Genomic DNA, 17,994 nt, shown 5'->3' on the forward strand with positions numbered 1-17,994 from the left:
CTCCTTATTTCTCAGATACCACTAATGTAATGTGGCTGGTACGTTTATTGATGCGGCTCGCGCGACCCATCGCACGAGGGCGGAATCTTTTCAAAGTCGGGCCTTGGTCCACAAATACTTGCGAAACCACCAGACTGTTAGGATCCATGGAGTAGTTATGCTCCGCGTTGGCAATAGCCGAATTGAGCAATTTCTCAACGATCGGGGAAGCTGCCTTCGGCGTGTGACGCAGGATTGCGATCGCTTCGCCCACTTGCTTGCCGCGAATCAAGTCAACAACGAGTTGCGCTTTGCGCGGAGCAATGCGAACGTATCTTACAATAGCTTTAGCTTGTTGCATGGATGTACCTCCTCTCATTCACAAACTGATCTGTAGGTTCCGAACCTAGCGTTTACCCGTCTTCTTGTCGTCATCGTGTCCTTTGTAAGTACGGGTTGGTGCAAACTCACCGAGTTTATGTCCGACCATATCTTCCGTTACGTATACCGGAACATGCTTTCTGCCGTCATACACACCGAACGTGTGACCGATGAATTGCGGGAAAATCGTGGAGCGGCGAGACCAAGTTTTGATCACTTGCCTCTTCGCGCCCTCAACGTTCATGCCTTCGACTTTCTTCAAAAGGTAGCCATCTACGAAAGGCCCTTTTTTCAAACTGCGACCCATGTTTCGTTCCTCCCTTCTTTAACCGAACCGAAAAAGTAATTACTTCGTGCGGCGACGTACAATATATTGATTGGAAGCTTTGTTCTTCTTCCGCGTTTTGTATCCGAGCGTCGGTTTGCCCCAAGGAGACATCGGGGATTTGCGTCCGATCGGGGAGCGACCTTCACCACCACCGTGCGGGTGATCGTTCGGGTTCATTACGGAACCGCGAACTTCCGGTCTTTGACCCAACCAACGGGAACGGCCGGCTTTACCGATCTTCACGAGTTCGTAATCTTCGTTACCTACGGATCCGATTGTCGCGCGGCAAACTTTGAGGATTTTTCTCATTTCGCCGGAAGACAAACGAACCGTTACATATTGCTCTTCTTTACCGAGCAATTGAGCTTCCGTACCGGCTGCGCGAACCAATTGTCCGCCTTTGCCAGGCTTCAGCTCGATATTGTGGATAACCGTACCCACCGGAATGTTTTCCAGAGGAAGTGCGTTACCGATTTTGATGTCGGCATTCGGACCGGATACGATTTGATCGCCCACTTTCAAGCCTTTCGGAGCGATGATGTAGCGCTTCTCGCCATCCACGTAGTGGATCAATGCGATGTTAGCGGAACGGTTCGGGTCGTACTCGATTGTAGCAACGCGACCAGGTATTCCATCTTTGTTCCGTTTAAAATCGATGATGCGGTATTTACGTTTGTGTCCGCCGCCTTGATGACGAACCGTAATTTTACCTTGGTTGTTCCGACCCGCTTTTTTGCTCAAAGGAGCCAAAAGCGATTTCTCCGGTGTGGATGTTGTGATTTCTTCAAAAGTAGAAACCGACATCGCACGTCTTGCAGGAGAGGTTGGTTTATATTTTTTAATTGGCACGTGGATTCCCTCCTTACTTCAAAAAATTAAACTTGCGAGTTTTCAAAGAACTCCAGTTCTTTGCTGTCTGCGCTTAAAGTGACGATCGCTTTTTTCCATTCGGACGTATATCCGGAATAGCGGCCATAACGCTTCGGCTTCGCCGGCATTCTGAGCGTATTCACGTTCGTTACTTTTACTTTGAAGATTTGCTCGATCGCTTGTTTGACTTCCGTTTTATTCGAACGGATGTCCACTTCGAACACATATTTCTTTTCCGCCATCATTTCGCTGGAACGTTCGGTAATGACCGGGCGCTTAATAATATCGCGAGGGTTTTTCATTACGCAAACACCTCCTCTACCTTTTGCACGGCATCCTTCGTAATGATCAGCTTGTCGTAAACCATAACATCAAGGACGTTGATTCCTTCGGCAGCAACAAACTTCACGCCAGGGATGTTACGTGCAGACAATGCTACGTTCTCGTCATACGCAGCCGTCACAACCAAAGCTTTACGATCCACTTTGAGGTTATTCAAAATCGCTGCAAATTCTTTTGTTTTCGGTTGAGCCAATTGCAATTGGTCAAGCACGATAATTTCGCTCGCCTTCACCTTGGAAGACAACGCGGATTTGATCGCCAGACGACGAACTTTCTTAGGCAGTTTGTAGGCATAGCTGCGAGGTGTCGGACCAAAAACGGTACCGCCGCCTTTCCATTGCGGAGAGCGAATACTACCTTGACGAGCACGGCCTGTGCCTTTTTGTTTCCACGGTTTACGGCCACCGCCACGAACTTCGGAACGACCTTTCGTTTTATGCGTACCTGCACGAAGGGACGCACGCTGCATCAATACCGCTTCATTCAATACATGAACGTGCGGCTCGATTCCGAACACGCTATCCGCGAGTTCCACTTCGCCTACTTGGGCACCACTAACGTTAAACACTGCTACTTTTGGCATTTGTTATCCTCCTTTCCGTCTTTCTTACTTCTTCACCGAAGACTTTATCGAAACGAAGCTGTTTTTAGGACCCGGAATGGAGCCTTTGATCAGAAGAACGTTGCGTTCAACGTCTACTTTCACAACTTCGAGCTTTTGAATCGTAACGGTTTCCGTACCCATGTGACCCGGCAATTTCTTACCTTTAGGAACACGGTTAGCTTGGATGGAACCCATCGAACCCGGACCGCGGTGGTAACGGGAACCGTGAGCCATCGGACCAGTAGATTGGTTATGTCTTTTGATAACGCCTTGGAATCCTTTACCCTTGGAAGTTCCTGTTACATCAACGAATTCACCTTCGGAGAATACGTCGGCTTTGATTTCTTGGCCAACTTCATACTCGGAAATCTGAACGCCGCGAAACTCCTTAACGTAGCGCTTAGGCGTTGCGCCTGCTTTTTTCGCATGGCCCAACTCAGGTTTGTTCGCGTTCTTTTCTTTCTTATCGGCAAAACCGATTTGGATGGCTTCGTAACCGTCGTTCTCCGAATCCTTCTTCTGCAGCACTGTGCAAGGACCTGCTTGGATTACAGTTACCGGTACAACCAATCCTTCTGGCGTAAATACTTGAGTCATCCCAAGCTTTTTACCTAAGATACCTTTTGTCATCGTTGACACCTCTTTTCCTCTCTTGCTTGTCGCTTATTTATCCACAACCGTATATTACAGTTTGATTTCGATATCCACACCGGACGGCAGATCCAGACGCATCAGCGCATCAACGGTTTGCGGCGTCGGATTAACGATATCGATCAAACGCTTATGTGTGCGCATTTCGAATTGCTCACGCGAATCTTTGTACTTGTGAACCGCACGCAGAATCGTGATGATTTGCTTCTCAGTTGGAAGCGGAATCGGACCAGACACTCCTGCACCGGAACGTTTGGCTGTTTCCACGATCTTCTCTGCGGATTGATCCAGCACTCTGTGATCATAAGCCTTCAAACGAATACGAATCTTTTGCTTTGCCATAGTATTCCCTCCTTCTATCGCCCAATTTAGTATCGGACATACTCCGTGAAAATCTCCTGACGCCGTCCCTATGGCAAAGGGGCCGGGTGTGTCAGCAACCTCTCACATCATCGCAACGTCACAGACCAACGTTCACTATTATATTAAATGCGGAACCAAAAAGCAAGAAAAAATTCGACATTTGCCTAAAAAAATTAAAAACCCTTCATCTCATAGAGATGAAGGGCAAAGTCCGGAGACTAAAATTACTTCGTGATGGAAGCAACGGCACCGGCACCAACGGTACGGCCGCCTTCGCGGATAGCGAAGCGAGTACCTTCTTCGATAGCGATCGGAGCGATCAGCTCAACCGTTACCGTGATGTTGTCGCCAGGCATAACCATCTCTGTGCCTTCCGGCAGGTTGATGATACCCGTAACATCCGTTGTACGGAAGTAGAATTGCGGACGGTAGCCAGTGAAGAACGGCTTATGACGTCCACCCTCTTCTTTAGTCAAAACGTAGATTTGAGCGGAGAAGTTCGTGTGCGGTTTAACCGAACCCGGTTTAGCCAAAACTTGTCCACGCTCGATGTCTTTACGGTCTACACCGCGAAGCAGTGCGCCGATGTTGTCGCCCGCTTGAGCGGAATCCAGAAGCTTACGGAACATTTCTACGCCCGTAACAACGGATTTGCGAGTTTCTTCAACCAGACCGATGATTTCGATCTCGTCGCCGACTTTAACTACACCGCGCTCTACACGACCTGTAGCAACGGTACCACGACCAGTGATCGTGAACACGTCCTCTACCGGCATCAAGAAAGGCTTGTCAGTGTCGCGCTCAGGCGTCGGGATGTAGGAATCGATGTGCTCGAACAGCTCAACGATTTTGTCAGCCCAAGGACCGTCTGGGTTTTGCAGTGCTTCACGAGCTGCGCCGCGAACGATCGGAGTGTCGTCGCCCGGGAACTCGTACTCGTTGAGCAGGTCGCGAACTTCCATTTCAACCAGTTCAAGAAGCTCTTCGTCTTCAACCATGTCGCATTTGTTGAGGAATACGACGATGTAAGGTACGCCTACCTGACGGGACAACAGGATGTGCTCGCGAGTTTGCGGCATTGGGCCGTCAGCTGCGGATACAACCAGGATTGCGCCGTCCATTTGAGCTGCGCCAGTGATCATGTTTTTAACGTAGTCGGCGTGGCCTGGGCAGTCAACGTGTGCGTAGTGACGGTTAGGAGTTTCATATTCAACGTGCGCAGTGGAGATCGTGATACCGCGCTCGCGCTCTTCCGGAGCTTTGTCGATTTGGTCGAATGCTACAGCAGCACCGCCGTATTTTTTGGACAATACTGTAGTGATTGCCGCTGTCAAAGTTGTTTTACCATGGTCAACGTGACCGATGGTACCAATGTTAACGTGCGGTTTATTACGCTCAAATTTCGCTTTTGCCATGAGTAGATTGCCTCCTTAAATAATCTAAATATATTAGGCGCCTTTGTTCTTTGCGACGATTTCGTCAGCAATGGACTTAGGCACTTCTTCATAATGGGAAATTTCCATCGAGTATACGCCGCGACCTTGCGTACGGGAACGCAGTGTCGTGGAGTAACCGAACATTTCGGAGAGAGGCACTTTCGCACGAATAACTTGAGCTCCGTGACGAGTATCCATACCCTCGATCCGTCCGCGGCGGGAGTTCAGGTCGCCCATAACGTCGCCCATGTACTCTTCCGGTACGGTAACTTCCACTTTCATGATTGGCTCAAGCAGAACCGGGCGGCATTTTTCCGCAGCGGCTTTGAGGGCCATGGAACCTGCGATTTTAAACGCCATCTCGGAGGAGTCAACATCATGGTAAGATCCGTCGACTACGGTAGCTTTGATGTCTACAAGCGGGAAGCCTGCATACACGCCGTTTTTCATCGACTCTTCGATACCAGCTTGGATCGGAGCAATGTATTCTCTCGGAATCGCACCGCCGACGATCTTGCTTTCGAATTGGAAGCCTGTTCCCGGCTCAAGCGGTGCGAACTCCACCCAACAGTGTCCGTATTGACCACGGCCACCGGATTGGCGAACGAATTTACCTTCGACTTTAGCCGCTTGACGGAACGTTTCGCGGTAAGCAACCTGCGGTTTACCCACGTTGGTTTCTACCTTGAACTCGCGAAGCATACGGTCAACGAGGATCTCCAGATGAAGCTCACCCATACCGGCGATGATCGTTTGGCCTGTTTCTTCGTTCGTTTTTGCGCGGAACGTAGGATCTTCTTCAGCCAATTTAGCCAAAGCGATACCCATTTTGTCTTGGTCGGCTTTCGTTTTCGGCTCAACCGCGAGTTCGATAACCGGCTCAGGGAAGTTCATCGACTCCAGAATTACCGGGTTTTTCTCGTCGCAAAGCGTATCGCCGGTCGTTGTATCTTTCAAGCCTACGGCAGCAGCGATATCACCAGCATATACGATGCTGATTTCTTGACGGCTGTTCGCGTGCATTTGAAGAATACGGCCGATCCGTTCACGCTTGCCTTTCGTTGCATTGACCACGTAGGAACCGGAGTTCAGGATACCGGAGTATACGCGGAAGAATGTCAACTTACCGACAAACGGGTCTGTCATGATTTTGAACGCAAGCGCCGCGAACGGCTCGTCGTCAGACGATTTGCGTACAACTTCCGATCCGTCTTCCAGCGTACCTTTAATATCCGGTACGTCGAGCGGGGATGGAAGGTAAGCAACAACGGCATCCAACATAGGCTGTACACCTTTGTTTCTGTAGGAAGAACCGCAAATAACCGGGAAGATTTTCACTTCGCACACGCCTTTACGGAGTGCGGCTTTGATTTCCTCGACGGTAATCTCTTCGCCTTCGAGGTATTTCATCGTGAGCTCTTCGTCCAGCTCGGCAACTTTCTCGATAAGCTCTGTACGGAGCTCCTCGACTCTTCCCTTGTATTCTTCCGGGATTTCGCTTTGCTCAACGTCTTTGCCAAGGTCGTCTTTATAGATATAGGCGACTTGTTCAACCAGATCGATAATGCCTCTGAAATCACTTTCAGCACCGATCGGCAGTTGAATGGCAACGGCATTTGCGCCCAATTTGTCGCGCATTTGCTGTACGGCACCCAGGAAATCTGCACCAATGATATCCATCTTGTTAACGTAAGCAATCCGAGGAACGCCGTAACGGTCCGCTTGACGCCAAACGGTTTCGGACTGAGGCTCAACGCCTTCCTTGGCACTGAATACGCCAACTGCTCCGTCCAATACGCGCAGGGAACGTTCAACTTCAACGGTGAAGTCAACGTGACCCGGGGTGTCGATAATATTGATGCGGTGACCTTTCCATTGAGCGGTCGTAGCGGCGGACGTGATCGTGATTCCGCGCTCCTGTTCCTGCTCCATCCAGTCCATCGTTGCGCCACCTTCGTGAACTTCACCGATTTTGTGCACGCGGCCTGTGTAGAACAGAATACGCTCGGTCGTGGTCGTCTTACCGGCATCGATATGCGCCATGATCCCGATGTTACGCGTATCTTTTAAGGAGAACTCTCTTGCCATCAGGTTGTCTCCTTCCTATTGATAGGAATAAAATTTTACCAACGATAGTGAGCGAATGCTCTGTTGGCTTCAGCCATTTTGTGCGTATCTTCACGTTTTTTAACAGAAGCGCCCGTGTTGTTGCTTGCATCGATGATCTCTTGCGCCAATCTTTCTTCCATCGTCTTCTCACCGCGCAGGCGGGAGTAGTTGACGAGCCAGCGAAGTCCGAGCGTCGTGCGACGTTCAGGTCTAACTTCAATCGGTACTTGGTAGTTAGCTCCCCCCACACGGCGGGCTTTGACTTCGAGAACAGGCATAATGTTTTTGATGGCTTGTTCGAAAACTTCCATCGGCTCTTTACCTGTACGCTCTTGGATCAGATTGAAAGCATTGTAAAGCAGCTGTTGAGCTACTCCTCTTTTACCATCAATCATGATGCGGTTGATCAAACGGGTAACAAGCTTGCTGTTATACACCGGATCTGGCAATACGTCTCTGCGAGTAACTGGACCTTTACGAGGCATAGTTATCCCCCTTTCTCAAAAAGTTCATTAGATTCCTACTCATTATTTCTTCACTTTCGGGCGTTTCGCGCCGTACTTGGAACGAGCTTGTTTACGGTTGTTCACGCCTGCAGTATCAAGCGCACCGCGAACGATATGGTAACGTACCCCCGGAAGGTCTTTTACCCGACCTCCGCGGATCAGCACCACGCTGTGCTCTTGCAGGTTGTGTCCGATACCCGGGATGTAAGCTGTAACCTCGACACGGTTGGTCAAACGAACACGCGCATATTTACGAAGTGCGGAGTTCGGTTTCTTCGGCGTCATCGTACCTACACGAGTACACACACCGCGTTTTTGAGGGGAGCTCAGATCCGTTGCTTCTCTTTTCAGAGCGTTGAAGCCTCTTTGAAGAGCAGGGGATTTGGATTTTACAACTTTAGCTTGACGTCCTTTACGAACGAGCTGGTTAATTGTTGGCATATTGGCCACCTCCTTCATCGTAATTGATGTTGCAATTTTCAAGCCCACAGATCCAGGCGAGTCGTAAATGAACAAAGGAAAAGTTTTTGCCTTCGATCCATCGCTGTTTCTCAGACAAAAACGTCTATTCATTCACCACCGCAGCCACAGCTGCGCCTACATCGATTCCACACGCTTTACCTAACATTTTCATGGAGTCCACGTATGTCACTTTAACCCCGCATTTCTTGCAGAGGTTAACTATTTTTATCGTAATTCGCGGATCTGCATCTTTCGCAATGAACACTTCCGTGGCTTGGCTTTGCTCCACCGTCTTCATCGCTTGCTTCGTGCCGATAGTCAGTTTCGCAGCCTGCTTCACTCTATCATAAGACATGTGACAACCCCTCCAAGGGACAGGTGACGAGCCTCTAAAATGGCACACTTTGATATATTAGCACTTCAATTATACCCTGTCAAGAATAAAGACTTGCCTTTAAACAAGATTTTTCAATCCAAATTTTAAAGGCAAGTCTATGACATGCTCTATTCTACCGTTACGGCTTCCGCCTCGGTCATTTCTTCATCCAGCGGAACGGCATTCGGGTCGGTGATACGGATGTTGCGGTATCTCGACATTCCCGTACCGGCCGGAATCAGCTTCCCGATGATGACATTCTCTTTCAGGCCGAGCAATTGGTCGACTTTTCCTTTGATCGCCGCATCGGTAAGAACTCGGGTGGTTTCTTGGAACGATGCCGCAGACAGGAACGAATCGGTTTCCAGCGACGCTTTGGTGATCCCGAGGAGCACCGGCTTCGCTACCGCAGGTTCTTCGCCCGCGAAGAGAGCCACTTTGTTCGCTTCCTCGTATTCGTGGATATCCACGAACGAGCCTGGAAGCAGCGTCGTATTACCCGCATCGACGATACGGATTTTACGCAGCATCTGGCGGATCATAACCTCAACGTGCTTGTCGTTGATTTCTACCCCTTGGTTCCGGTATACGCGCTGAACCTCTTGCAAAATATAGTTCTGCACGCCGCGGATCCCTTTGATGCGCAGCATTTCTTTCGGGTCGATCGAACCCTCGGTCAGCTCGTCGCCAGCCTCTACGGTCTGGTTGACGGAGACCCGGATACGGGAACCGTAAGAGATGGAGTACACCTTGGATTCCGCTTCGCCTTGAACCTCGATCTCCCGGCGGTCTTTGGCTTCGCGAATTTCTTTTACCACGCCGTCGATCTCGGAAATCGTCGCTTGCCCTTTCGGATTCCGCGCTTCGAAAAGCTCCTGAATCCGCGGCAAACCTTGGGTAATATCGTCGCCCGCAACGCCCCCGGTATGGAACGTACGCATCGTCAGCTGCGTTCCCGGTTCCCCGATGGATTGCGCCGCGATAATACCTACGGCTTCACCGATCTCAACATGTTGGCCTGTAGCCAAGTTACGTCCGTAACATTTTTTACATACGCCGTGTCTGGAGCGGCAGCTGAGTACGGAACGAATCTGTACCTTTTCAATGCCGGCTTCAATAATCCGGTCGGCTTTCCCAGCTTCAATGAGATCGTTACGGGAAACAATAACTTCACCGGTCTGCGGATCGCGGATCGTTTCAAAGGAATAACGGCCTTCGATCCGATCGTACAGATCTTCGATAACCTCTTTACCGTCTTGAATGCGGCTGACCAAGAAGCCTTTGTCCGTACCGCAATCCTCATCGCGTACGATGACGTCCTGCGCCACGTCGACAAGACGACGGGTCAAGTAACCGGAGTCGGCGGTACGAAGCGCCGTATCGGCCAAACCTTTCCGCGCACCGTGCGTGGAGATAAAGTACTCCAAGACCGTCAGGCCTTCGCGGAAGTTCGATTTGATCGGCAATTCGTAGATCCGGCCTGTCGGCGTCGCCATCAGACCGCGCATCCCGCCAAGCTGGGTGATCTGCGATTTGTTACCGCGCGCCTTGGACTCGACCATCATGTTGATGGAGTTGTATTTATCAAGCGACTTCATCAAAATGTCGGTAATTTCATCCTTCGCCTTACTCCAGATCGCAATGACGCGTTCATACCGCTCGTCGTCCGTAATCAAGCCGCGGCGGTATTGGTTCGTCACGACCCGAACTTTTTCGTCGGACTCGTGAAGAATCTCGTCCTTCTCCTGTGGAACGGTAACGTCTGCCACCGCGATCGTGATCCCTGCCCGCGTGGAATAAGTAAAGCCAAGCTGCTTAATGTTATCTAGCGTAATCGATGTTTGCGTCGTATGGTACCGGCGGAAGCATTCGGCGATGATTGTACCCAGGTAGTCTTTACCTACGGCCTTCGTCTCCGGCAGCTCTTCCATCGCTTTGCGGATGTCTCCGCCTTTTTCGAATACGAAATAGTTATCTGACGCACCGTTCAACAAGTTCGCTTTGGTCGCTTCGTTGATGTACGGGAAGTCAACGGGATAAATCTCATTAAAGATGATTTTTCCGATCGTTGTAATAAGCATGGCTTCTTGCTGCTCCGGCGTAAAGCTCGTTTTCCCAAGCGCTTTGGTCGGAATGGCTACACGGGCATGAAGCGAAGCGTCTCCGCGATGATACAGGGACACGGCTTCGGCAACGGTACGAAGAATCGTCATCGAGCCTTTCGCTTGCTTATTCTCGGTCGTCAAGTAGAAGCTGCCGAGAACCATATCCTGCGAAGGCGTAACGACAGGCTTGCCGTCTTTCGGGTTCAAGATGTTCCCTGAAGCCAGCATCAAAACGCGAGCTTCCGCTTGCGCTTCTGCGGACAGCGGCACGTGAACGGCCATCTGGTCACCGTCGAAGTCGGCGTTATAAGCCGTACATACGAGCGGATGCAGCTTGATCGCGCGCCCTTCGACCAGGATCGGCTCGAACGCCTGAATCCCGAGACGGTGAAGCGTGGGGGCGCGGTTAAGCAGGACCGGATGCTCCTTGATCACTTCTTCGAGCACGTCCCATACTTCCGGGCTGACGCGTTCCACTTTGCGCTTCGCGCTCTTGATGTTGTGTGCAAGACCTTTATTGACAAGCTCCTTCATGACGAAAGGCTTAAACAGCTCAAGCGCCATTTCTTTCGGGAGCCCGCATTGGTACATCTTCAGGCTCGGTCCTACAACGATAACGGAACGGCCGGAATAGTCAACCCGCTTACCGAGCAGGTTTTGACGGAAACGGCCTTGCTTCCCTTTCAGCATATGGCTGAGCGATTTGAGCGGCCTGTTGCCCGGACCCGTTACCGGACGGCCACGGCGACCGTTGTCGATCAAGGCGTCAACGGCTTCCTGCAGCATCCGTTTCTCGTTCTGCACGATAATGTCGGGAGCGCCCAAGTCGAGCAGTCTTTTCAGACGGTTGTTCCGGTTAATTACCCGGCGGTACAGGTCGTTCAAGTCGGAGGTCGCAAAACGTCCGCCGTCCAACTGTACCATCGGACGGAGCTCCGGAGGAATGACCGGCAGTACGTCCAGCACCATCCACTCCGGCATATTTTTCGAGTTACGGAAAGCTTCCATGACCTCCAACCGCTTGATTGCGCGGTTGCGGCGTTGGCCCTGTGCGGTTTTCAGCTCTTCCTTCAGCATATCGACTTCTTTCTCGATGTCGATGTCCTGCAGAAGCTTCTTCACCGCTTCGGCACCCATGCCGGCTTGGAACGCATAGCCGTACTTTTCGCGATAGCTGCGGTATTCCTTCTCCGACAGCAGCTGTTTTTTCTCCAGCGGCGTGTCTCCCGGATCCGTTACGACATAGGATGCGAAATAGATGATCTCCTCCAGCGAACGGGGAGACATGTCAAGCGCAAGGCCCATGCGGCTCGGAATGCCTTTGAAATACCAAATATGCGAAACCGGCGCAGCCAGTTCGATATGACCCATACGCTCGCGGCGCACTTTTTGGCGAGTAACCTCTACGCCGCATCGGTCACAGACGACGCCTTTGTAACGGACGCGTTTATATTTACCGCAATGACATTCCCAGTCTTTGGTCGGCCCGAAGATTTTCTCACAGAACAAGCCTTCCTTTTCCGGCTTCAACGTTCGATAGTTGATCGTTTCCGGTTTCTTCACTTCGCCTCTGGACCACGAACGTATCTTATCGGGGGAAGCCAATCCGATTTTCATGTACTCAAAATTATTGACGTCGATCAAGGAGCAACCCTCCTCCATGTTTTGTGCAGCAAAATCTGTGTGCGGGCATATGCCCATGACTTACGTCCGTAAAGCATTCCATCACAGCCTTACTCTACACCTAGCTCCGCGCCTTCGAGATTCAGGTTCAGCTTGTCGCTGGTCACCTCATCCTCATCGTCCATTTCCTTCATTTCGATCTCTTCTTCGTTCTCAGACAAGATTTTCACATCCATACCCAAGCTTTGAAGCTCTTTGATCAATACTTTGAAGGATTCCGGAACGCCTGGCTCCGGAACGTTCTCGCCCTTGACGATCGATTCGTACGTCTTCACGCGGCCGACGACATCGTCGGACTTGACCGTCAAGATTTCCTGCAGCGTATAAGCTGCGCCGTACGCCTCAAGCGCCCAAACCTCCATCTCCCCGAAGCGCTGACCGCCGAACTGCGCTTTACCACCGAGCGGCTGCTGCGTAACGAGTGAGTATGGTCCTGTGGAACGGGCATGGATTTTATCGTCAACCATGTGCGCCAGCTTGATCATGTACATGACGCCAACGGTAACTTCACGTTCAAACGGGTCTCCCGTCCGGCCGTCATACAGCATCGTTTTACCGTTGCGCTGCATACCGGCTTCTTCCATCGTATCGAAAACGTCGTATTCCCGGGCGCCGTCGAATACCGGCGTAGCTGTGTGAATACCGAGATATTTCGCAGCCATCCCCAAGTGAACTTCCAGCACCTGTCCGATGTTCATCCGGGAAGGAACCCCCAGCGGGTTCAATACGACTTCAACCGGCGTCCCGTCCGGCATGAACGGCATGTCCTCTTCCGGCAAAATGCGCGCGATAACCCCTTTGTTACCGTGACGTCCCGCCATTTTGTCGCCTTCGGAAATTTTCCGTTTTTGGGCAATATAGACGCGTACCAATTGATTGACGCCTGGAGGAAGCTCGTCGCCATTCTCGCGAGTGAACACCTTCACGTCGACTACGATTCCGTCCGTACCGTGAGGCACGCGAAGCGAAGTGTCGCGGACTTCGCGGGCTTTCTCCCCGAAGATCGCGTGCAGAAGACGCTCTTCGGCCGTAAGCTCGGTTACCCCTTTAGGCGTAACTTTTCCGACCAGAATGTCGCCGGCGGCGATTTCCGCACCGACGCGGATAATGCCGCGTTCGTCCAAGTTCTTCAGCGCGTCTTCGCCCACGTTCGGAATATCGCGGGTGATTTCTTCCGGTCCGAGCTTGGTGTCACGCGCTTCGGATTCGTATTCTTCAATGTGAATGGAAGTATAGACGTCTTCCTTCACTAATTTTTCGCTAAGCAGAATCGCATCCTCGTAGTTGTAGCCTTCCCAAGTCATGAAAGCAACGACGACGTTGCGGCCAAGCGCCAGCTCACCCTGCTCGGTCGAAGGACCGTCGGCCAAAATGTCGCCGACGCGAACCTGTTCGCCCTTATGGCAAATCGGACGCTGGTTGATGCAAGTCCCTTGGTTGGAACGCAAAAACTTGTGCAGCTTATGCTTGATAATGTCTCCGTTGACCAAGCGGCCATCCACCATCTCTTGGCGACGTACCCAGATCTCGTTAGCCGAAACTCGTTCGACGATGCCGTTCACTTTGGAAACGATACATACGCCGGAATCTTTGGCCGATTTGTGCTCCATCCCCGTACCGACAAGCGGCGACTTCGGAATAAGAAGCGGTACCGCCTGACGTTGCATGTTCGAACCCATCAGGGCGCGGTTGGAGTCGTCATTTTCAAGGAACGGAATCAATGCCGTCGCCACGGACACGACCTGTTTCGGAGAAACGTCCATGTAATCGACGCGGTCTTTAGGCAAGGTCAAAATATCGTCTTTGTAACGCACGATGACGGAGTCGTTGGCAAACTTGCCATCCTCGGTCAGTTCGGCGTTCGCCTGTGCGACAACATAGTTGTCCTCTTCATCGGCTGTCAAATAGGCGATTTCATCCGTCACCATACCCGTATTCGGGTCGACGCGCCGATACGGAGCTTCGATAAAGCCGAACTCATTGACACGCGCAAAGGTCGACAAGGAGTTGATCAACCCGATGTTCGGTCCCTCAGGCGTCTCGATCGGACACATCCGGCCATAGTGAGAGTGGTGAACGTCCCGGACTTCAAAACCTGCGCGCTCCCGCGTCAAACCGCCGGGTCCTAATGCGGACAAACGACGTTTGTGCGTAAGCTCGGCAAGCGGGTTCGTTTGGTCCATGAACTGCGAAAGCTGGGAGCTTCCGAAAAACTCTTTGATGGACGCAATGACCGGACGAATGTTGATCAGCTGCTGCGGAGTGATGGTGTTCACGTCTTGAATCGACATCCGCTCGCGCACAACGCGCTCCATACGGGACAAACCGATCCGGAACTGGTTCTGCAGAAGCTCGCCGACGGAGCGCAGACGACGGTTCCCCAAGTGGTCGATGTCGTCCGTGCTGCCAATACCGTGCAGCAGGTTAATGAAATAGTTAATGGATGAGATAATATCGGCCGGGGTAATGTTTTTGACCGTTTTATCGATCTTGCCGTTGGCAATAACCTTAACGACCTTCCCATCCTCAAGCGGAGAATATACGCTGACGCACTGCAGCGGAATTTTATCCGACTCGGTCACACCGTTGATTACGCTGTATTCCGTAAAGCCGACGCTTTCTTCCAGATAAGGAATGATCGTGTCGAGCAGACGGCGGTCGAGCAACTGGCCGGCCTCGGCAACGATTTCTCCGGTATTCGTATCAACAAGCGTCTCTGCCAGCCGCTGATTGAACAGACGGTTTTTGATGTGCAGCTTCTTGTTGATTTTGTACCGGCCGACGTTAGCCAGATCGTACCGCTTCGGATCGAAAAAGCGCGCAACAAGCAAGCTTCTCGCGTTATCCAACGTAGGCGGCTCGCCCGGACGCAGACGCTCGTAGATTTCGATCAAGGCCTTGTCCGTCGAATCGGTATTATCCTTGTCCAGCGTGTTGCGGATATACTCGTTGTCGCCGAGCAAGTCTATGATTTCCGCATCGGTACCGAAACCGAGGGCGCGAAGCAGCACCGTAACCGGAATTTTCCGCGTACGGTCGATCCGCACGTAGATAATGTCCTTCGCGTCGGTCTCCAGCTCCAGCCAAGCTCCGCGGTTCGGAATCACGGTTGCGGTATATGTTTTCTTTCCGTTCTTATCGACTTTCGTGCTAAAATAAACGCTAGGGGAACGAACCAGCTGGCTGACGATAACCCGTTCAGCGCCGTTGATAATAAAGGTACCCGTTTCGGTCATCAAAGGGAAGTCGCCCATAAACACTTCCTGCTCTTTAACCTCGCCGGTTTCTTTATTGATCAAGCGTACTTTCACACGAAGCGGTGCAGCAAAGGTGACGTCGCGTTCCTTGGATTCGTCGACCGAATACTTAGGCTCTCCCAAGCTGTAGTCGATAAATTCCAACACCAAATTCCCCGTAAAGTCTTGGATCGGGGAAATATCTTGAAACATTTCACGCAATCCCTCATCCAAAAACCATTGATATGATTTTTGTTGGATTTCAATCAGGTTCGGAACCTCCAAAACCTCATGAATCCGAGCGTATGACCTGCGTTTACGTCTACCTAATTGAACAAGATGTCCCGCCAACTTAGATTCACCCCTCATGTCTACTCAATAGAACAAAATAAAAGCCTCTTTGGGAAGCCTTCTCGAGTAAATAACTGCGCGAAGTGTCACTTCTTCAGGAAGCTTCTAAATGACTAAATACAAATAGTAATATGTGTGCCTACCCCTTCAGCTTTCCACAAATTTCCTTATACCTTGTATGGTTTACCTAAAATTTTAACATTATACGTCAAATGGAAAAATTTTATTCATACCTGTATAAAAAAATCTTGACATTTTAGTCGACTAAAGAGATTTCACCCTATCTTAATGCTGACATTTTATAATAATATCACAAAGCGAAAGTCAAGTCAACATATTTCCAACTCCAGAGTATAACCATTTACCTAACCTCAAACACGTTTTGCAAGCTTCCTTTTAATTACACCAATAGGTCTGGAAGCTTGCAAAAAAACTCGCGGTAAATGGTCATACTCCTCCGTGCTACTGGCTCAACCTCGCCGCCAACCGATATATTCCTTCGCCTAACGCAGGAATATCACTTCACGGCCTTGATAATCCAATAGCCCTTGTCGCGCTCGACTTCTTCCACTTGGGAGTAAAGGGACTCAAGCTTGGCGTAAGCGGAAGGAGCCCCCTGCTTTTTCTGGATGACTACCCAAAGCGCCCCGCCGGGAACCAATACATGGTGAGCCTGCTCAAACACGCGGTGTACCGTTTCTTTGCCGGCGCGAATGGGCGGATTGGTCAGCACCACATCAAAAGTCTGGTCCATCACCTCTGCCAGCAAATCGCTTTGCAGGATCCGGACATTTGCGATCCGGTTGCGTTCGGCGTTTCGTTTCGCGAGTTCAATGGCACGCTCGTTGATATCCACCATAGTAACAGTTCCCTGCTCCGCTACCACCGCGGCCGTCAATCCAATCGGGCCGTACCCGCAGCCCACATCCAGCACTCTGGCTTGCTTCGCCAATTCCATTGTCTGCACAAGCAGCTTCGATCCGTAATCGACCCCCTTTTTGGAGAAGACCCCGGCATCCGTCCAAAAAACAAAGCTGCGGCCGCGCAGCGTCTCCTCGATCGTATGCAAGTCGTGCTCTACGCTGGGTCTCGGGGTATAGTAATGCTCGGACACGTATCCACCGCCTCCCGGTTCGAATTAAAAAGGAAAACCCCTTGAAGAGGATCGCCTCTGCAAGGGGTGCTGTAGCTCGAATTACTTCACTTCTACGGAAGCGCCTGCTTCTTCCAATTTTGCTTTAACGGATTCAGCATCTTCTTTGGATACTTTCTCTTTAAGCGGCTTCGGTGCGTTGTCTACGAGATCTTTTGCTTCTTTCAGGCCGAGACCCGTGATTTCGCGAACAACTTTGATTACGTTGATTTTGGACGCGCCAGCGTTGGTCAGAATTACGTCGAATTCTGTTTGCTCTGCAGCTTCTGCCGCAGCGCCGCCTGCTACAACAGCTACCGGAGCTGCTGCCGTTACGCCGAACTCTTCTTCGATTGCTTTAACCAGATCGTTCAGTTCCAAAACAGTCATGCCTTTAATGGCTTCCAAGATTTGCTCTTTGCTCATGGTTAAACCTCCATTATCTTCAATTAAGAATGTTTTTTAATCATTTCAAGCAGCACAATTACGCTTGTGCGCCGCCTTCTTGCTTCTCGGACACAGCTTTAACCGCAAGGGCGAAGTTGCGAACCGGAGCTTGAAGCACGCTGAGCAACATGGACAGAAGACCTTCTCTGGAAGGCAGTTCCGCCAGCGCTTTGATTTGGTTGAAATCAACTACTTTACCTTCAACGACACCCGCTTTTACGCTGAGCTGGTCGTTTTTCTTGGCGAACTCGGTCAAGATTTTGGCCGGAGTTATAATGTCGTCTTTGCTGAATGCAATCGCGGTAGGACCGGTCAAGTACTCATCCAGATCAGACAATTCCGCAGTAGCTGTCGCGCGACGAATCAGCGTGTTTTTCAACACTTGGAATTCTACGCCCGCTTCACGCAGTTGTTTGCGAAGCTCGGTTACTTGCTTCACGTTCAAACCGCGGTAGTCAGCTACGATGGAGCAAGAGTTCTCTTTCAGCTTTTCAGATACTACCGTAACTTGCTGAGCTTTTTGCTCGATAATTTTTACGTTTGCCATTTTGCACCTCCTACAAGTTTTCGTAAGAAAACTATTTCGTAAGCATCAGCTCTCGTGAGAAAACTGCTTCTTAAGCGTCCGAAACC

17 protein-coding genes are annotated in these 17,994 nt (G+C 50.9%); all 17 read right to left on the reverse strand.

Going from position 1 to position 17,994, the window contains the following annotated elements; translation table 11 throughout:
* Positions 1–4 precede the first annotated feature (4 nt).
* The 17 genes from rplV to rplJ all read right to left on the reverse strand — a co-directional run bounded on the left by rplV (position 5) and on the right by rplJ (position 17,908).
* Positions 5–340, reverse strand: coding sequence for a 50S ribosomal protein L22 (rplV, locus tag QMG93_RS32045; protein ID WP_010498872.1), 336 nt, complete (start codon positions 338–340; stop codon positions 5–7).
* 45 nt (positions 341–385) lie between these two features.
* Entirely contained in the window at positions 386–667 is a 282-nt protein-coding gene (gene rpsS / locus QMG93_RS32050; protein ID WP_010498873.1) for a 30S ribosomal protein S19, read from the reverse strand.
* Between the two features lie 39 nt (positions 668–706).
* Positions 707–1,537: a 50S ribosomal protein L2 gene (gene rplB, locus QMG93_RS32055; protein WP_010498874.1), complete on the reverse strand. Its 831-nt coding sequence runs from the start codon at positions 1,535–1,537 to the stop codon at positions 707–709.
* Positions 1,538–1,563: 26 nt separating this feature from the next.
* Positions 1,564–1,860 (reverse strand): 50S ribosomal protein L23, encoded by a 297-nt coding sequence (rplW, locus tag QMG93_RS32060; protein ID WP_010498877.1) that lies wholly within the window; start codon positions 1,858–1,860, stop codon positions 1,564–1,566.
* Entirely contained in the window at positions 1,860–2,483 is a 624-nt protein-coding gene (gene rplD, locus QMG93_RS32065) for a 50S ribosomal protein L4 (protein WP_036691415.1), read from the reverse strand. The genes rplW and rplD overlap by 1 nt, the downstream gene beginning before the upstream one ends.
* A gap of 24 nt (positions 2,484–2,507) precedes the next feature.
* Positions 2,508–3,134, reverse strand: coding sequence for a 50S ribosomal protein L3 (gene rplC, locus QMG93_RS32070; RefSeq protein WP_036691417.1), 627 nt, complete (start codon positions 3,132–3,134; stop codon positions 2,508–2,510).
* Positions 3,135–3,188: 54 nt separating this feature from the next.
* The gene (gene rpsJ, locus QMG93_RS32075; protein WP_006212922.1) at positions 3,189–3,497 is read right to left on the reverse strand and encodes a 30S ribosomal protein S10; all 309 of its coding nucleotides are present in this window, start codon (positions 3,495–3,497) and stop codon (positions 3,189–3,191) included.
* A 245-nt stretch (positions 3,498–3,742) separates the two neighbouring features.
* A complete protein-coding gene (gene tuf / locus QMG93_RS32080) occupies positions 3,743–4,933 on the reverse strand; it encodes an elongation factor Tu (RefSeq protein ID WP_054975995.1) in 1,191 nt (396 codons plus the stop codon).
* 33 nt (positions 4,934–4,966) lie between these two features.
* Positions 4,967–7,042, reverse strand: coding sequence for an elongation factor G (gene fusA, locus QMG93_RS32085; RefSeq protein ID WP_281943825.1), 2,076 nt, complete (start codon positions 7,040–7,042; stop codon positions 4,967–4,969).
* A gap of 35 nt (positions 7,043–7,077) precedes the next feature.
* Positions 7,078–7,548: a 30S ribosomal protein S7 gene (rpsG, locus tag QMG93_RS32090; protein ID WP_010498883.1), complete on the reverse strand. Its 471-nt coding sequence runs from the start codon at positions 7,546–7,548 to the stop codon at positions 7,078–7,080.
* A 42-nt stretch (positions 7,549–7,590) separates the two neighbouring features.
* Positions 7,591–8,010: a 30S ribosomal protein S12 gene (gene rpsL, locus QMG93_RS32095; protein WP_010498884.1), complete on the reverse strand. Its 420-nt coding sequence runs from the start codon at positions 8,008–8,010 to the stop codon at positions 7,591–7,593.
* 124 nt (positions 8,011–8,134) lie between these two features.
* Positions 8,135–8,386: a ribosomal L7Ae/L30e/S12e/Gadd45 family protein gene (locus QMG93_RS32100; protein ID WP_281943826.1), complete on the reverse strand. Its 252-nt coding sequence runs from the start codon at positions 8,384–8,386 to the stop codon at positions 8,135–8,137.
* 149 nt (positions 8,387–8,535) lie between these two features.
* Complete coding sequence (gene rpoC / locus QMG93_RS32105; protein ID WP_281943827.1) at positions 8,536–12,156, reverse strand: DNA-directed RNA polymerase subunit beta'; 3,621 nt, start codon at positions 12,154–12,156, stop codon at positions 8,536–8,538.
* Between the two features lie 89 nt (positions 12,157–12,245).
* Positions 12,246–15,800 carry a DNA-directed RNA polymerase subunit beta gene (gene rpoB, locus QMG93_RS32110; RefSeq protein ID WP_281943828.1) on the reverse strand — a complete coding sequence of 1,185 codons (3,555 nt, stop codon included), beginning with the start codon at positions 15,798–15,800 and terminating at the stop codon, positions 12,246–12,248.
* 499 nt (positions 15,801–16,299) lie between these two features.
* The gene (locus QMG93_RS32115; protein ID WP_281943830.1) at positions 16,300–16,896 is read right to left on the reverse strand and encodes a class I SAM-dependent methyltransferase; all 597 of its coding nucleotides are present in this window, start codon (positions 16,894–16,896) and stop codon (positions 16,300–16,302) included.
* Positions 16,897–16,977: 81 nt separating this feature from the next.
* Positions 16,978–17,340: a 50S ribosomal protein L7/L12 gene (gene rplL, locus QMG93_RS32120; RefSeq protein WP_063187728.1), complete on the reverse strand. Its 363-nt coding sequence runs from the start codon at positions 17,338–17,340 to the stop codon at positions 16,978–16,980.
* Between the two features lie 58 nt (positions 17,341–17,398).
* A complete protein-coding gene (gene rplJ, locus QMG93_RS32125; protein WP_251605470.1) occupies positions 17,399–17,908 on the reverse strand; it encodes a 50S ribosomal protein L10 in 510 nt (169 codons plus the stop codon).
* Positions 17,909–17,994: the final 86 nt, after the last annotated feature.

Origin of the sequence: Paenibacillus tyrphae (genome assembly GCF_027925525.1) — a bacterium.
GTDB classification, from domain to species: Bacteria; Bacillota; Bacilli; order Paenibacillales; family NBRC-103111; genus Paenibacillus_G; species Paenibacillus_G tyrfis_B.

Excerpts from the sequence above, each read along its gene's own strand:
- rplV (WP_010498872.1), bottom strand. The coding sequence starts at position 340 with ATGCAACAAGCTAAAGCTATTGTAAGATACGTTCGCATTGCTCCGCGC.
- rpsS (WP_010498873.1), bottom strand. The coding sequence starts at position 667 with ATGGGTCGCAGTTTGAAAAAAGGGCCTTTCGTAGATGGCTACCTTTTG.
- rplW (WP_010498877.1), bottom strand. The coding sequence starts at position 1,860 with ATGAAAAACCCTCGCGATATTATTAAGCGCCCGGTCATTACCGAACGT.
- rplD (WP_036691415.1), bottom strand. The coding sequence starts at position 2,483 with ATGCCAAAAGTAGCAGTGTTTAACGTTAGTGGTGCCCAAGTAGGCGAA.
- rplC (WP_036691417.1), bottom strand. The coding sequence starts at position 3,134 with ATGACAAAAGGTATCTTAGGTAAAAAGCTTGGGATGACTCAAGTATTT.
- rpsJ (WP_006212922.1), bottom strand. The coding sequence starts at position 3,497 with ATGGCAAAGCAAAAGATTCGTATTCGTTTGAAGGCTTATGATCACAGA.
- tuf (WP_054975995.1), bottom strand. The coding sequence starts at position 4,933 with ATGGCAAAAGCGAAATTTGAGCGTAATAAACCGCACGTTAACATTGGT.
- fusA (WP_281943825.1), bottom strand. The coding sequence starts at position 7,042 with ATGGCAAGAGAGTTCTCCTTAAAAGATACGCGTAACATCGGGATCATG.
- rpsG (WP_010498883.1), bottom strand. The coding sequence starts at position 7,548 with ATGCCTCGTAAAGGTCCAGTTACTCGCAGAGACGTATTGCCAGATCCG.
- rpsL (WP_010498884.1), bottom strand. The coding sequence starts at position 8,010 with ATGCCAACAATTAACCAGCTCGTTCGTAAAGGACGTCAAGCTAAAGTT.
- QMG93_RS32100 (WP_281943826.1), bottom strand. The coding sequence starts at position 8,386 with ATGTCTTATGATAGAGTGAAGCAGGCTGCGAAACTGACTATCGGCACG.
- rpoB (WP_281943828.1), bottom strand. The coding sequence starts at position 15,800 with ATGAGGGGTGAATCTAAGTTGGCGGGACATCTTGTTCAATTAGGTAGA.
- rplL (WP_063187728.1), bottom strand. The coding sequence starts at position 17,340 with ATGAGCAAAGAGCAAATCTTGGAAGCCATTAAAGGCATGACTGTTTTG.
- rplJ (WP_251605470.1), bottom strand. The coding sequence starts at position 17,908 with ATGGCAAACGTAAAAATTATCGAGCAAAAAGCTCAGCAAGTTACGGTA.